Origin of the sequence: Streptomyces sp. NBC_00306, assembly GCF_036169555.1 — a bacterium.
Taxonomy (GTDB): domain Bacteria; phylum Actinomycetota; class Actinomycetes; order Streptomycetales; family Streptomycetaceae; genus Streptomyces; species Streptomyces achmelvichensis.
Window position 1 is genome coordinate 5852390 of sequence record NZ_CP108032.1, and the last position, 14992, is coordinate 5867381.

Below are 14992 nucleotides of genomic sequence, written 5' to 3' on the forward strand. Positions count from 1 at the left end.
CCCCTTCACTCCCCTCCCCCCACAGCAGAACGGCTCAAGGCAACGCATGCCCCAGCACACCTCCGGGTCTGACCGCGCGGCAGTGCCCCCCGCTGCCCGCGGCACCGTGCGGCCCCCCGCTCCCTCCTCCCTCGAGGAGTTGTGGCGGTCGTACAAGGACACAGGGGACGAGCGGCTGCGGGAGCAGTTGATCCTGCACTACTCACCGCTGGTGAAGTACGTCGCGGGCCGGGTGAGCGTCGGGCTCCCGTCCAATGTCGAGCAGGCGGACTTCGTGTCCTCGGGGGTCTTCGGACTCATCGACGCCATCGAGAAGTTCGACATCGAGCGGTCCATCAAATTCGAGACGTACGCGATCACCCGCATCCGCGGCGCGATGATCGACGAGCTGCGGGCCCTGGACTGGATTCCGCGCTCGGTACGGCAGAAGGCCCGCGCCGTGGAGCGCGCCTACGCCACGCTCGAAGCGCAGTTGAGACGTACCCCGTCCGAGGGTGAGGTCGCCTCCGAGATGGGCATCGGCGTGGACGAACTGCACGCCGTTTTCAGCCAGTTGTCGCTGGCGAACGTAGTCGCCCTGGAGGAGTTGCTGCACGCCGGGGGCGAGGGCGGCGACCGGCTCAGCCTGATGGACACCCTGGAGGACACGGCCGCGGACAATCCGGTCGCGGTGGCCGAGGACCGCGAACTGCGCCGGCTGCTCGCCCGGGCCATCAACACCCTTCCCGATCGTGAGAAGACCGTCGTCACCCTCTACTACTACGAGGGGCTGACCCTTGCCGAGATCGGCAACGTCCTCGGAGTGACCGAGAGCAGGGTCAGTCAGATCCACACGAAATCGGTCCTCCAGCTGCGGGCGAAGCTCGCCGACGTGGGACGTTGACGCCGATTCTTGCCTGCCTCCGGTGAGACATCCGTAGAGTGGGCGCGTGCCAAGGATTCGAGCGGCCTCCGTGGCCGAGCACCGGACGATGCAGCGCGACGCCCTGCTGGATGCCGCGCGTTCCCTGTTGTCCGAGGGCGGGACGGAGACGCTGACCTTCCCCGCTCTCGCCGAGCGCACGGGCCTTGCCCGGTCCTCCGTGTACGAGTACTTCCGTTCGCGAGCGGCGGTCGTCGAGGAGCTCTGCGCGGTGGACTTCCCCGTGTGGGCGGCGGAGGTCGAGACCGCGATGCAGCGCGCGGACTCGGCGGAGGACAAGGTCGAGGCGTATGTGCGCCGGCAGCTGGCCCTCGTGGGGGACCGGCGGCACCGGGCCGTGGTCGCGATCTCCGCGAGCGAGCTGGACGCGGGTGCGCGGGAGAAGATCCGTGCCGCGCACGGCGGCCTGATCGCGATGATCGTCGAGGCTCTCGGCGAGCTGGGTCATGAGCAGCCCCGGCTCGCGGCCATGCTCTTGCAGGGCGTGGTGGACGCGGCGGTCCGGCGGATCGAACTGGGCGCGGCGGAGGATCCTGCGTCGGTCGCGGACGCGGCGGTGTCCATGGCGCTCCGGGGTGTGCGCGGGTAAGCCCGGCTTTCTCCTGCTGCTCCTGTGGGTCCTCCTTGTCGCCACTGCTGAACATCGACCGACCTGGTCGACCGGGCCGTTCGGGTTGAGCGGGCCGTTCGGGCCGTTCGGCGCCGCCGGGCACCTGGCGCTCGCACGCCCCACTTGTTCTGAGCGCCATCGCGGTCCAGCCGCGGCCGCGCCTCCCGCGCCCCCGTGCTTCCCGCGCTGACGCGGCCCGGAGCCGTCTCCGTCGTGCCGCTGAGTGCCGCCGTATCGCCGAAGGTCGCGGCGCCCCGCGCTCACGGCGGACAGATCTTGCCGCCCGGGCCCGCCGAAACCGCGCCGGGCCGGGCCCCCAACCCCTCAGCCCTCCGTGCACCAGCGCCGCCGTCACCAGCAGCGCCGCCGCGTGGAGCGCCCCCGCCGAGCCCATCGCACTCGCCGCCACCGGCTCAGCCGCCTGTTCCGCGGCAGCCGCGGCCGCCGCACCCGTGTCCGGCTGAGGCACTCCCAGGACCGGAAGCAGCCGCGACGGGCCGCGCCGCAGCAGCCACGGAGGCAGCAGCGAGAGCGGGTCCAGATACTGAGTGCCCCGCAGCAGACCCCAGTGCAGACAGCCGACCGCGCAGTGCGAACGGCCGGTCTCGATGTGCCCCACCACCTCGCCGGCGCGCACCTCCGTGCCCACCGTCGCCGTCGCCGCCACGGGCTCGTAGGTCGTGCGCAGCGGCGGATCCCCCGTACCGGTGAGACTGATGGTGAGCACTCCCCGTCCCGCCACCTTGCCCGCGAAGGAGACCCGTCCCGACGCGGCGGCCCGCACGGGTGCCCCGGGCGAGGCCGCGAGGTCGATGCCGCGGTGCCCCCGTCCGTACGCCGAGGCCGGTGGCTCCCAGCCCCGTACGATCTGTGGCCGTGGTGGCCCCAGCGGCCAGCTTCCGGTGTCACCCGCGGGCAAGGGGCCGGCGGACGCCCGGTCGGCCGATGCCGTCGCGACGACCAGCAGGAACAGGGCGAGCAAGGGCCCGAAGAGTCTGCGGTTCATGGCACAGACCGTCCCGTACGAGGCCGGAACCGAGTGGATCATGCTCCGGATCTGTGGAGTACCGGTCGGTTGTGGACAGCGCCGTCACCCGGCACCGTCCGGGTCCCGTACACTTCTTCTGGCGATCCGGGTCACCGGGTCGACTTCGCACGCCCCGCCATTCACCCTCTGAAGGTCGATGGCCGCGCTCCTCGGTCCCTTGTGGCATGGCGCGTCGGGGCGTCAGGACAAACCGAGAATCCAAGGAGATACGGCCATGGCCGTCGTCACGATGCGGGAGCTGCTGGAAAGCGGCGTCCACTTCGGTCACCAGACCCGTCGTTGGAACCCGAAGATGAAGCGATTCATCTTCACGGAGCGCAACGGCATCTACATCATCGACCTGCTCCAGTCGCTGTCGTACATCGACCGCGCCTACGAGTTCGTCAAGGAGACCGTCGCCCACGGCGGCTCCATCATGTTCGTCGGCACCAAGAAGCAGGCCCAGGAGGCCATCGCCGAGCAGGCGACGCGCGTTGGCATGCCGTACGTCAACCAGCGTTGGCTCGGCGGCATGCTGACCAACTTCTCCACGGTCTACAAGCGCCTGCAGCGCCTCAAGGAGCTCGAGCAGATCGACTTCGAGGATGTGGCCGCGTCCGGCCTCACCAAGAAGGAGCTCCTGGTCCTCTCGCGCGAGAAGGCCAAGCTGGAGAAGACCCTCGGCGGCATCCGCGAGATGCAGAAGGTGCCGAGCGCTGTCTGGATCGTCGACACCAAGAAGGAGCACATCGCCGTCGGTGAGGCGCGCAAGCTCCACATCCCGGTCGTCGCGATCCTCGACACCAACTGCGACCCCGACGAGGTCGACTACAAGATCCCGGGCAACGACGACGCGATCCGCTCCGTCACCCTGCTCACCCGCGTGATCGCCGACGCCGTCGCCGAGGGCCTCATCGCCCGTTCCGGCGTCGCCACCGGCGACTCCAAGCCGGGCGAGAAGGCCGCCGGCGAGCCCCTCGCCGAGTGGGAGCGCGACCTCCTCGAGGGCGAGAAGAAGGCCGACGAGGCTGAGAAGCCCGCCGAGGCTCCGGCTGCCGAGGCCGACAAGCCGGCCGAGGCCGCGGCCGACGAGGCGGAGAAGCCCGCCGAGGCCCCCGCCGCCGAGGCCGAGAAGCCGGCTGACGCCGAGCAGGCCTGAACCGCACAGCTTCGGTAGGTGAACGGCGGGGGACGGTGCCACAAGCGCCGGCCCCCGCCGCTCACCCGTAGATCTTCGACTTTCGACTTTCGAGAGAGATTCAAGGACATGGCGAACTACACCGCCGCTGACGTCAAGAAGCTCCGCGAGCTCACCGGCGCCGGCATGATGGACTGCAAGAAGGCCCTCGACGAGGCCGAAGGCAGCGTCGACAAGGCCGTCGAGCTCCTTCGCGTCAAGGGCCAGAAGGGCGTCGCCAAGCGCGAGGGCCGCAACGCCGAGAACGGCGCCGTCGTCTCCCTCATCTCCGAGGACAAGACCTCCGGTGTCCTGCTCGAGCTGAAGTGCGAGACGGACTTCGTCGCCAAGGGTGACAAGTTCCAGGCCGTCGCCAACTCGCTCGCCGCGCACGTCGCCGCCACCTCCCCGGCCGACCTCGACGCGCTGCTCGCCTCCGAGATCGAGGCCGGCAAGACCGTCCAGGCGTACGTCGACGAGGCCAACGCCAACCTGGGCGAGAAGATCGTCCTGGACCGCTTCGCGCAGTTCTCCGGTGCGTACGTCGGTGTCTACATGCACCGCACGATGCCCGACCTCCCGCCGCAGGTCGGCGTGCTGGTCGAGCTCGACAAGGAGAACGCCCAGATCGCCAAGGACGTCGCGCAGCACATCGCCGCCTTCGCGCCGACGTACCTCAACCGTGACGAGGTCCCGGCCGACATCGTCGAGAACGAGCGTCGCGTCGCCGAGGCCACCTCGCGTGAGGAGGGCAAGCCCGAGGCCGCCCTCCCGAAGATCGTCGAGGGTCGCGTCAACGGTTTCTTCAAGGAGGTCACCCTCCTCGACCAGCCGTTCGCGAAGGACAACAAGAAGTCCGTCCAGAAGGTTCTGGACGAGGCCGGTGTCACGCTGAAGCGCTTCGCGCGCATCCGCGTCGGCGCCTGAGCAAGTACGCGATCGCCACGGGAGCCCGATAGGGTTTCCTACGCAGTCATCGGCCGCGCGTGCCTGACGGCACCACTGCGTTGCAGCGCCGGACGACCGCAGATCTGACGAGGAGGCCATTGCCGACAGGGAAACAGACCCACCGGCAATGGCCTTCTCGTATGTGCACGAGGAGATCTCCATGAACAAGGGCGCGGACGCCAACCAGGCAACCGGCGACAAGAGCGACCACGACGACAAGAAGGCCGGGCGCTTCATGCTGAAGCTGTCCGGTGAGGCGTTCTCCGGCGGTGGGGGTCTCGGCGTCGACCCCGACGTCGTGCACGCCATCGCCCGCGAGATCGCCGCCGTGGTACGTGACGGCGCCGAGATCGCGGTCGTCATCGGCGGCGGAAACTTCTTCCGCGGCGCAGAACTGCAGGTCCGCGGCATGGACCGGGCCCGCTCCGACTACATGGGCATGCTCGGCACGGTCATGAACTGCCTCGCTCTCCAGGACTTCCTGGAGAAGGAGGGCATCGACTCCCGTGTCCAGACCGCCATCACCATGGGCCAGGTCGCGGAGCCGTACATCCCGCTGCGCGCCGTGCGCCACCTGGAGAAGGGGCGCGTCGTGATCTTCGGCGCCGGTATGGGCATGCCGTACTTCTCCACCGACACCACTGCCGCGCAGCGAGCCCTGGAGATCGACGCCGAGGCCCTGCTGATGGGCAAGAACGGTGTCGACGGTGTCTACGACTCCGACCCCAAGACCAACCCGGACGCGGTGAAGTTCGACGCGCTGGAGTACGGCGAGGTGATCACCCGCAACCTCAAGGTCGCGGACGCCACCGCGGTCACCCTCTGCCGCGACAACGCCCTTCCGATCCTCGTCTTCGAACTCCTCACCGAAGGCAATATCGCGCGGGCCGTCAAGGGTGAGAAGATCGGGACTCTCGTGAGCGACCAGGGCACCCGGGGCTGACCCGGGGGCGTCCCTCCAGGGATAGACAAAGCCCTGCCGGTCGGACACCGTGCAGGGGAAGACGCGACACAGGTTCCGCCCAGCCCAGTTGCATGCCGGGCCCACTCAAGACACGCAGGAGCAAGTGGTGATCGAAGAGACCCTCCTCGAGGCCGAGGAGAAGATGGAGAAGGCCGTCCTGGTCGCCAAGGATGACTTCGCCGCGATCCGCACCGGACGTGCGCACCCGGCGATGTTCAACAAGATCGTGGCCGACTACTACGGTGCGCTGACCCCGATCAACCAGCTGGCCTCGTTCTCGGTGCCGGAGCCGCGGATGGCCGTGGTGACCCCGTTCGACAAGACCGCACTGCGCAATGTCGAGCAGGCGATCCGTGACTCCGACCTGGGCGTCAATCCCAGCAACGACGGCAACATCATCCGTGTGGTGTTCCCCGAGCTCACGGAGGAGCGCCGCCGCGAGTACATCAAGGTGGCCAAGAGCAAGGCCGAGGACTCGAAGATCTCGATCCGCTCCGTGCGCCGCAAGGCCAAGGAAGCCATCGACAAGCTGATCAAGGACGGCGAGGTCGGCGAGGACGAGGGCCGCCGTGCGGAGAAGGAGCTCGACGACACCACCGCGAAGTACGTCGCGCAGGTGGACGAGCTGCTCAAGCACAAGGAAGCCGAGCTGCTCGAGGTCTGATGAACGACTCTTCCTGGGGGGCTCCGCAGAGAGCCAGGTACGTCGGAGAATGGCTGCCCCCCGACCAGGGGCCTGCCCCGGCGGGTCCCGCATACGATGAGCATGACGCACAGCAGACTCGGCCCATGCCCATCGTGCCGGACTTTCCCGACGCAGGTAGAGACGCCGAAGACCGTAACGACCGCGACGAGCGCAACGACCTCGACCGGGGGGCCGCTCCACTGAGTGGCCCCCTGTTCCGGGACGAGATTCCGCAGGAGCCCATGCCCACCCGCGAGCCGGCGCCCGAACCGCCGCAGAGGAAGCGGGCCGGGCGTGACCTGAGGGCGGCCATAGGGGTCGGCGTCGGTCTGGGCGCGGTGATCGTGGCGTCGCTCTTCGTCGTGAAGGCCGTGTTCGTCGGCGTGATAGCGGTCGCCGTCGTGGTCGGGCTGTGGGAACTGACGTCCCGGCTCGAGGAGCGCAAGCAGATCAAGGCCCCGCTGGTGCCGCTCGCGGTCGGCGGGGCGGCCATGGTCGTGGCCGGCTATGTGCGCGGAGCCGAGGGTGCCTGGGTCGCCATGGCCCTCACCGCGCTGGCGGTGCTGGTCTGGCGGATGACCGAACCGCCCGAGGGATATCTGAAGGACGTCACCGCGGGTGTGTTCGCCGCGTTCTACGTCCCGTTCCTCGCGACGTTCGTGGCGATGATGCTCACCGCCGACGACGGCGCGAAGCGCGTGCTGATGTTCCTCGTGCTCACGGTGGTCAGCGACACCGGCGCGTACGCCGTGGGCTGGCGCTTCGGGAAGCACAAGCTGGCGCCCCGCATCAGCCCCGGGAAGACCCGCGAAGGGCTGCTGGGCGCGGTCACGTTCGCGATGGCGGCAGGTGCGCTGTGCATGCAGTTCCTCATCGACGACGGCACCTGGTGGCAGGGCCTGCTGCTGGGCTTCGCGGTCGCGGCCAGCGCCACCCTCGGTGACCTGGGCGAGTCGATGATCAAGCGGGACCTCGGCATCAAGGACATGGGCACGCTCCTGCCGGGGCACGGCGGCATCATGGACCGGCTCGACTCCCTGCTGCCGACGGCGCCCGTGGTGTGGCTCCTGCTGGTGATCTTCGTGGGCAGCGGCTGACCCGCGGTCGACCCCTGTCGTTCCGATGCAGCCGTTCTGAGGCAGTGACGGGCCCCCTTCCGGAAGGTTCCGGAAGGGGGCCTCTCTCGTGTCCGCGGGGAATTCCTCGTCAACGGAGAAATTCTTCCCGGCTCACTCATACGGGGACAGCGTGAGTCCCGTCCCTTCCCCGAGCGGAATCACGGCCCATTCCCGATTGCGAGGACACCTCTCCCGAGACCGAGGGCCGTGGCGACGCAACAAACAGGTCACCGGACTGCGGAAGTCGTCGCAGGCAGTCCGGTAACAGTCGTGTCCAGCACCTTCCCACCGAATATCGTTGGCACCGCAAGTGAGGGGCCGCGACATCGGAGGACGACGTTGGAGGTGCGCCTTCTGGGCCCGGCCGAGGTGTGGGACGGACATCGGCGCATTCCGCTGAGCGGCCCGAAACCCACGGCGATTCTCGCGGCTCTCGTCGTCAATCTCGGTGAGGTGCTTTCCACCGACCGCCTCGTGGACCTGGTCTGGGAGGAACAGGCGCCCGTCACCGCGCGGGCCCTCGTCGCCTCGCATGTGTCGGCACTGCGCCGGGCGCTGGCCGGGGCGGGGGACGACACCGCGATCCAGACCCGGTCGCCCGGCTATCTCGCCGCCTTCCCGCCGTCTCGCATCGATGCCCACCGGTTCGAGGAGGCGCTCGCGCTCGGCCGGCGTACGGCCTCCGAGGGGCGGGCCGCCGAGGCCGTGGAGATCCTGCGGGACGCCATGGGTCTGTGGCGGGGGCAGGACGCGCTGGAGGGTCTCGACCAGTCCTTCGCACGGATCGAGGCCGCGCGTCTGGCCGAACTGCGGCTGGTGGCCCAGGAGGCGAGGTTCGCCGCGGAACTCACCCTCGGGTGCCGGGCGGAACTCGTCGCGGAACTGCTCGCACATGTGGCCGCCCACCCGCTGCGGGAGCAGCCCCGGGGGCAGCTGATGACCGCGCTGTTCCGGACCGGGCGGGTGCCCGACGCCCTGCGGACCTACCAGGAGGGGCGCGAACTGCTGCGTACGGAGCTGGGGATCGACCCCGGTCCGGAGCTGCGTGCGCTGCACCAGGCCCTGCTCACCGGTGACACGGCGCTGCTGGCCGTCGGGCGGGAGTCCGGCCCCGCCGGGACCGAGCCGCGCGCCGAGCGCGCGCCGCACGAGGCGACAGTGCGGGAGACCGTCCCACGCGGGGCCTTACCCCGTCAGGCCGGCGCTCGCCAGGCCGTACCGCGTGAGGCCGTACGCCGGGAGACGGTGCCGGATGCCCCCGGGCACCCCACGCCGTCCCATCTGCCGCCCGACGTCTCCGACTTCGTCGGCCGGACCGAACAGATCGCCTGGGCCACCGCCCTGCTGGACAGGGTCAACGACCCTGCGAGCACAGCGCCGCCGATCGGAGTGATCTCGGGGCGTTCCGGGATGGGCAAGACGACGCTCGCCGTGCACATCGGTCACCGTCTGGCGGCGCTCTTCCCCGACGGGCAGCTGTTCCTGGACCTGCGGGCGTCGGACTCCGCGCCCGTGCAGACCGCCGACGCCCTGGCCAGGCTGCTGCGGGCCCTCGGGGCCGACCCCGACGCACTGCCCGGTGACCTGGAGGATCTCGTCGGGCTGTATCGCACGCACATCGCCCGCCGCCGGATACTCCTCATCCTGGACAACGCTGTCGGCGAGACCCTGCTGCGCCCTCTTCTGCCGCCTGGATCCGGCTCCGCCGTGCTGATCACCAGCCGGCGCCGGCTGGTCGCGCTCGAAGGTGCGGCCCATCTGGACCTCGCGGCCCCCGGAGAGCAGGAAGCGCTGGCCCTGATGGCCAAGGTCGCCGGCCCCGGGAGGGCCACCGCCGAGCCGGGGCAGGTCGCCGAGATCGTCGCGCTGTGCGGCAGGCTGCCCCTGGCGGTACGGATCGCGGGCGCCCGGCTCGCCGCGCGCCCGCACTGGACACCCGCACGCCTCGCCGCCCGGCTGCGTGACGAGCGCCGCCGGCTCGACGAACTCCAGGCCGGTGACCTGGAGTTGAGGGCGAGCCTGGAGCTCGGGTACGCGGACCTCGGCGAGCAGGAGCGCCGCGCGCTGCGCCGACTGGCGCTGATGGATCTGCCGGACTTCGCCGCGTGGGTCGCGGCCCCGCTCCTGGACGTGGGCGTCGACGAGGCCGAGGAGGCCGTCGAGCGCCTGGTGGACTGCCACTTCATCGACCTCGTCGGGGTCGACGAGACGGGGCAGACCCGGTACCGCATCCATGATCTGGCCCGCGAGCACGCCCGCGAGCGCTGCCTGACCGAGGAGACCGAGCAGGCCCGCGAGGATGCCGTCCTGCGACTGGTCTCCTGCTGGCTGTCGCTGGCCAAGGAAGCGGCGGCGCGCGGGCCCGGCGGGGCCGCACGGCTCTTCGCCGGCAAGAGCGCGGAAGTGACCCTGGACCCGTTCGTCGTACGGGAACTGCTGGCCAGGCCCGCCGCCTGGTTCGCGGCCGAACAGCCCTGTCTGGTCGCGGCCGTCACGCACTGCGCGGACCACGGACTGGCCCGGGCGGCGCGCGATCTCGCGGCCGTGCTCATGGCGAGCTCGGCGGCGCTCTACAACCAGTTCGACGCCTGGTCCCGTTCGCACACCGTGGCCCTGGAGGCGGTCCGCCGCGGCGGTGACGCCGAGGGAGAGGCGTGGCTGCTCAGCGGCCTGGGCCAACTCCGCCTCGAACAGGACAGCTTCGAGGCCGCGTACGCGTACTTCAAGGACGCCCTGCGGCTGTTCGAGGAGACGGACGACCCGCGCGGTCGCGCGGGCGCCCTGGCCGGCATGGGCTCGGCGCGCCGCGAACAGGCGCGGTTCACCGAGGCCCTGGACCTGATGGGACAGGCACTCGCGCTGTGCGGTGAACTGGCCGACACCACCGCCGTGGCCCAACTGCATTACGGCATCGGCAGTGTGCACCGCGATCTGGGTCGGTACGCCGAGGCCTGGGACGAACTGTCCCTGGCCCTGGAGCTGTACCGGGAGGTGGGCGACCGGCACGGCGAGGGGCTGACCCTGCGCTCTCTCGGTCTGTGCCACCGGGCGAAGGGCGAACTCGGCGACGCCGAACGGATGTTGTCGCGCTCTCTGGACATCTTCGAGCAGACCGGTGACACCTTCGGCTCGATGTACGCCGGCCAGTCACTGGCCAAGGTCCATCTGCGGCAGGGCCGGCTCCCCGAGGCGCGGGAGCAGCTCGAACGGTGCCTGGAGGTGACCCGCGAGCGCCAGGACCTGTTCGGCGAGGCGCTCGTCCTGCGATCGCTCGGCGAGTGGCACCTCGCGGCGGGGGAGTGGGACCCGGCGGAGGCGGAGCTTCAGCGCTCGGTCGTCCTGTGGGAGAAGCTCCAGCTGCCGCTGTGGCGCGCCCGTACGGTGAGGGACCTGGGGGCGGCGGCGGCCGGCAGGGGTGACGCGCAGGCGGCCCGTGCCGCGCGGGCCGAGGCGCTCGAGGTGTTCCGCGAGCTCGGCAGCCGGGAGGCCACCGAGGAGGTCGCCGCGGAGACGGTCGACGCGGGGGAGGCCGGTCGGGACCTGTCTCCCTGACCGGCCGGCGTCGCCGGAGAGTGTTCCGGAAGGGTCCGCACGGCCGTGGGCCGCTCCGGAAGGGCCCGCACGACCGCAGAGGCACCTTCTGCGTGACCTCCTGCAGGAGCGCGCCGAGAGATGCACGGGGATGCAGAGGGTCCTGCAGAGGATCTGCATCGCTTCTGCAGCGCCCCCGGGCACGCTGGTGAGCGTGACAGAGATCATCCTGCTCTCGGACCGCCGAGTCGCCGCAACGCCCGTCGTGGACAACGGCGAGCCGCTGGTCGACGTGCGCGAGGTCGCCGGGCTGCGCGTCGATGCGCGCCAGGCCGACGGCGACGGCTCGTACGCCCATCTGCGGGCGGACGTGGTGCGCCGACTGCTCGTCGCTCAGGACGAACTGCCCACGGGCATCCGACTGTTGCTGGTGGAGGGCTTCCGCCCGCCTCAGCTCCAGGGCCGCTACTTCCAGGAGTACGCCGCCGTGATGCGGGCGGCCGAGCCGGACGCGTCACCCGACCGGGTCCGCGAGCTGACGAGCGCGTACATCTCCCCGCCGGAGGTCGCCCCGCACGTCAGCGGCGGTGCGGTCGATCTGACTCTGTGCACCGAGGACGGCGTCGAACTCTCTCTCGGCACCGAGGTGAACGCCACCCCGGAGGAGAGCGAAGGCGGCTGCCGTACGGCCGCGCCCCGCATCACCGGTGAGCCCCGCGCCAACCGAGAGCTGATGTGCCGGGCCATGACCGCGGGGGGCTTCGTCAACTACCCCACCGAATGGTGGCACTGGTCCTACGGCGACCGGTACTGGGCGCTGCTCAGCGGAGAGCCGGCGGCCAGGTACGGGCCCGTCGCGCGGGGCTGACGCACCCCGCGCATCCGGCGCTCGTCCGAAGACCTTCCTCGCATCACCACGCACCACCACGCATCGAGCCGACGAACCACACCGGCAGACGCCGGAACGCACTGTGACGACACCACCCGGGGGAAGTACGTGGAAAGCAGCACCTGCATCTCGCCTTCACCAACCACCGCGACGACGACCACCGCGACGACGAAGAGCACCGTCTCGAAGACCACGGGCCCGACGACCACCACCGACGCGGCCAACGCGGTGCGGACGGACGAGGCGGGGACGACCGCTTCGAAGACCACGCGCGCCGAGCAGCTCGCCCCCGAACCCCTCGCGGGCGCTGACCGGATGACCGCCGCCGAGTTCGACGAGGCCTTCACGGCCGTGATGCCGAAGCTGCGCCGTCGGCTGCTGGCCCTGACCGGTAACCCGCACGACGCCGACGACCTGCTCCAGGAGACGTATCTGCGGCTGTCCCGCCGCGCCCGCGCCCAGACCCTGGCCCGCCAGCGTCACCCGTACGCCTACACCTGCGCCGCCGCGCTGAATCTGCTGCGCGACGCCTGGCTGCACCCCTCCCGGCGTGAGCGGTGCACCGACCGGCTGCCCGAGCAGAGCTGGGACGGCGGGCTCGCCTCACGCGAGGCGGAGGCGGTGACGGTCGCGCTCCTGCGGCATCTGTCACCCAAGGAGGCGGCCGCGGTCATCCTCATCGATCTCGAAGGCCTGAGCCACGACGTCGCAGGTCAGCGACTCGGCGCGCACCGCGGAACCGTGCAGCGCAACCGGATGCGGGGGCTCGCCAAAATTCGTGCCGCTCTCGACGCATACACAACGGTCCCCGATCCCGTCCCCTCACTGAAGGCCGGCGCCACGAACCGCGCACCGGCACCGGCTACGACGAACGAGGGCGGCGGGACCGCATGCTGCCTCCAGTTCAGCCGGAAGCAGTGGAACCGAGACGAGGGGGAACACACGTGCGCCGCATGAATCGGACGCTGGTGACGGTGGCGGGCGGAGTTCTGCTCGCCGCCGTCGGTACCACCGGCGTGGCCGTGGCCGAGTCACCGCAGCAGGCCCGGACCATGACCGCCGCCGCGGACTGCCGTCCTCTGACCGGGGCGTCCGCCCAGGCCGCGGCCATCGTGAACGCAGCCTGCTCGCAGCTGGGGGTGCCGTACTCCTGGGGCGGAGGCTCGATCCACGGCCCGACCTTCGGCCAGGACTATCCCGGCGGCGGTCCCGGTGCGCACGACAGCAAAGTGAAGGGCTTCGACTGCTCGCACCTGGTGCAGTACGCGGCCTGGCAGGGAGCGGGGATCGCGCTGCCCGAGGGCTCGTGGAACCAGGCCAAGTGGAGCGGTGCCAGTGCCCGCTTCACCCGTGCGCAGGGCCTCGCCCCGCTGGAGCCGGGCGACCTGCTGCTGTGGGCATCGAGCCCCGGTAATCACGACACCGTTCATCACATCGCCATCTACCTGGGCAACGGCAAGATGGTCGAGGCCCGGGAGTCCGGGACCGTGGTGATGGTCAGTGACGTACGGCTGAACGCCCAGTACGCGGGCGCTCTGCGCATCACCAACAACGAGCAGCCGCCGGCGAACACCAAGCGCTTCATGACCTGGGGCACGGGCGTGGGCCTGCGCCCGGAGGCCGGCACGGGCAAGCCGCCGGTGACCCGTCTGCCCGGCCCCACCGCCGTCGACGTCCTGTGCCAGGCCTATGGGGAGAGCGTCACCGCCGAGGGCTACACCAACAACGTCTGGTCGTACCTGCCCAAGTACAAGGCGTGGATCTCGAACATCTACATCGACGACCCGGCCGCCTGGCTTCCCGGCGTCCCGGAGTGCTGAGCGGCGCCCGCCGGCGTCACTGAACCTCGACCCACCTTTTCCCATCCCTGTTCGGAGGAAGATTCGCCATGCCCGTGATCAACCGCACCAAGTCACTCGGTCTGCTGGCAGCCGCAGCCGTCGCGTCCGCGCTGGTCCCGCTCTCCGCCGCCACGGCCGAGGCCGCGCCGGCCCAGCCCGCCGGTTACGCCGGTTCCTGCCCGACCGCCGGCACCGTCACGCAGGGCTGGCACTCCGGCCACGACGGCGTCGACATCGCCAACACCCGGGGCACGCCGATCTACTCCACCGGCGCGGGCACCGTCATCGTCTCCGGCACCGCCAGTGGCTACGGCCAGTGGATCCGGATCAGGCACGACGACGGCACGGTCACCGAGTACGGCCACATGTACGAGCGGCTCGTGTCCGTCAACCAGCGGGTGAGCGGCGGCCAGCTGATCGCGCGGATGGGCTCCGAGGGCCAGTCCACCGGCCCGCACCTCCACTTCGAGGCGCACAGCTCCACGTCCAGCACGCGCGGCATGAACCCCGGCCCGTATCTCGCGGAGCGCGGCGTGAGCCTGCCGTGCACCCCGGGCGGAGGCAACCCCGGCACCAACTTCACCACCTGGGGCACGTCCGTACGCGTACGGGCCGACGCCAAGCTGAACGCGGCCGTCGTCCGCACCCTCACCGGCCCGACGCCCGTCAACGTCACGTGCCAGAAGCGCGGCGACATGGTCACCGCCGAGGGCTACAGCAACGACGCCTGGGCCTACATCCCGGCGCTCGGCGGCTTCATCACCAACATCTACATCGACCACAAGGACGCCTGGCTGCCGGGAGTCCCCACGTGCTGACCGGCACCAAAGCCGGTTCGAGGGGCATCGCGGCGGCAGCTCTGGCCGCCGTGATGCTCCTCGCTCCCGGTTTCACCGCACCCGCGCAGGCCGCCGACTCCGCGCCCTGCACCCCCTACCCCGGCTACCCGGGCACCTACAAGTGCCCGATGTGGGGGACCGACATCAATCTGCGCTCGGCCCCCGATCCGAATGCACCGGTGAGTGCGAAGTCCCCGGATGACGGGTTCATCCGGGCCGTCTGCCAGGTCAAGGGCGGCCGCGCCACCTACGGCGGCTACTGGCACACCTGGTGGATCAAGACCCCGGCCATGGGCATGGCGCCGTCGTCGTACATGAGCGAGATCTTCCTCGTCGGCGGTGGCGACGACGAGCGAGACTCAGGTCTGCCGATCTGCTGAACACCCTCTGCGTGCAACGCACTTCGCCCCCGGAACCGTTGGACACGGTGCCGGGGGCGAA

General features: G+C 70.5%; 13 protein-coding genes and 1 pseudogene. 13 read left to right on the forward strand and 1 reads right to left on the reverse strand.

The annotated features are described in order from the left end of the window. The first annotated feature begins 46 nt into the window (after window positions 1-46). Both whiG and OHA05_RS26255 read left to right on the forward strand, forming a co-directional pair. On the forward strand, window positions 47-883 hold the full coding sequence (gene whiG, locus OHA05_RS26250) for an RNA polymerase sigma factor WhiG (RefSeq protein WP_313943832.1): 837 nt from the start codon (window positions 47-49) through the stop codon (window positions 881-883). 70 nt (window positions 884-953) lie between these two features. Further along, window positions 954-1511, forward strand: a complete 558-nt coding sequence (locus tag OHA05_RS26255) for a TetR/AcrR family transcriptional regulator (RefSeq protein WP_328863461.1) — start codon at window positions 954-956, stop codon at window positions 1509-1511. A gap of 613 nt (window positions 1512-2124) precedes the next feature. Here the strand turns inward: OHA05_RS26255 and OHA05_RS26260 are convergent. After that, window positions 2125-2580 (reverse strand): annotated as a pseudogene (locus tag OHA05_RS26260) (peptidoglycan DD-metalloendopeptidase family protein); the annotation flags it as partial. A 214-nt stretch (window positions 2581-2794) separates the two neighbouring features. On the opposite strand from OHA05_RS26260, the gene rpsB reads away from it, so the two are divergent. From rpsB to OHA05_RS26315, 11 genes are all read left to right on the forward strand, one after another. Beyond that, window positions 2795-3718 (forward strand): 30S ribosomal protein S2, encoded by a 924-nt coding sequence (gene rpsB, locus OHA05_RS26265; RefSeq protein WP_313943831.1) that lies wholly within the window; start codon window positions 2795-2797, stop codon window positions 3716-3718. Between the two features lie 108 nt (window positions 3719-3826). Further along, the gene (gene tsf, locus OHA05_RS26270) at window positions 3827-4663 is read left to right on the forward strand and encodes a translation elongation factor Ts (RefSeq protein ID WP_313943830.1); all 837 of its coding nucleotides are present in this window, start codon (window positions 3827-3829) and stop codon (window positions 4661-4663) included. 181 nt (window positions 4664-4844) lie between these two features. Then, window positions 4845-5627 (forward strand): UMP kinase, encoded by a 783-nt coding sequence (gene pyrH, locus OHA05_RS26275; RefSeq protein WP_313948849.1) that lies wholly within the window; start codon window positions 4845-4847, stop codon window positions 5625-5627. Between the two features lie 127 nt (window positions 5628-5754). Next, window positions 5755-6312: a ribosome recycling factor gene (gene frr, locus OHA05_RS26280; protein WP_313943829.1), complete on the forward strand. Its 558-nt coding sequence runs from the start codon at window positions 5755-5757 to the stop codon at window positions 6310-6312. Beyond that, window positions 6312-7430, forward strand: coding sequence for a phosphatidate cytidylyltransferase (locus OHA05_RS26285; protein ID WP_328861863.1), 1119 nt, complete (start codon window positions 6312-6314; stop codon window positions 7428-7430). Before frr ends, OHA05_RS26285 begins: the two co-directional genes overlap by 1 nt. 366 nt (window positions 7431-7796) lie before the next feature. Continuing rightward, on the forward strand, window positions 7797-11003 hold the full coding sequence (locus tag OHA05_RS26290) for an AfsR/SARP family transcriptional regulator (RefSeq protein ID WP_328861864.1): 3207 nt from the start codon (window positions 7797-7799) through the stop codon (window positions 11001-11003). 193 nt (window positions 11004-11196) lie between these two features. Then, window positions 11197-11850: a M15 family metallopeptidase gene (locus OHA05_RS26295; protein WP_313943826.1), complete on the forward strand. Its 654-nt coding sequence runs from the start codon at window positions 11197-11199 to the stop codon at window positions 11848-11850. Between the two features lie 129 nt (window positions 11851-11979). Next, complete coding sequence (locus tag OHA05_RS26300) at window positions 11980-12828, forward strand: RNA polymerase sigma factor (protein ID WP_328861865.1); 849 nt, start codon at window positions 11980-11982, stop codon at window positions 12826-12828. Next, a complete protein-coding gene (locus OHA05_RS26305; RefSeq protein WP_313948848.1) occupies window positions 12825-13691 on the forward strand; it encodes an NlpC/P60 family protein in 867 nt (288 codons plus the stop codon). The genes OHA05_RS26300 and OHA05_RS26305 overlap by 4 nt, the downstream gene beginning before the upstream one ends. A 68-nt stretch (window positions 13692-13759) precedes the next feature. Beyond that, window positions 13760-14530 carry a M23 family metallopeptidase gene (locus OHA05_RS26310; RefSeq protein WP_313943824.1) on the forward strand — a complete coding sequence of 257 codons (771 nt, stop codon included), beginning with the start codon at window positions 13760-13762 and terminating at the stop codon, window positions 14528-14530. Then, entirely contained in the window at window positions 14524-14931 is a 408-nt protein-coding gene (locus tag OHA05_RS26315; RefSeq protein ID WP_328861866.1) for a hypothetical protein, read from the forward strand. Before OHA05_RS26310 ends, OHA05_RS26315 begins: the two co-directional genes overlap by 7 nt. Window positions 14932-14992: the final 61 nt, after the last annotated feature.

Coding starts and splice junctions, on each gene's coding strand:
- whiG (WP_313943832.1), top strand. CDS start 47: ATGCCCCAGCACACCTCCGGGTCTGACCGCGCGGCAGTGCCCCCCGCT.
- rpsB (WP_313943831.1), top strand. CDS start 2,795: ATGGCCGTCGTCACGATGCGGGAGCTGCTGGAAAGCGGCGTCCACTTC.
- tsf (WP_313943830.1), top strand. CDS start 3,827: ATGGCGAACTACACCGCCGCTGACGTCAAGAAGCTCCGCGAGCTCACC.
- pyrH (WP_313948849.1), top strand. CDS start 4,845: ATGAACAAGGGCGCGGACGCCAACCAGGCAACCGGCGACAAGAGCGAC.
- OHA05_RS26285 (WP_328861863.1), top strand. CDS start 6,312: ATGAACGACTCTTCCTGGGGGGCTCCGCAGAGAGCCAGGTACGTCGGA.
- OHA05_RS26305 (WP_313948848.1), top strand. CDS start 12,825: ATGAATCGGACGCTGGTGACGGTGGCGGGCGGAGTTCTGCTCGCCGCC.
- OHA05_RS26310 (WP_313943824.1), top strand. CDS start 13,760: ATGCCCGTGATCAACCGCACCAAGTCACTCGGTCTGCTGGCAGCCGCA.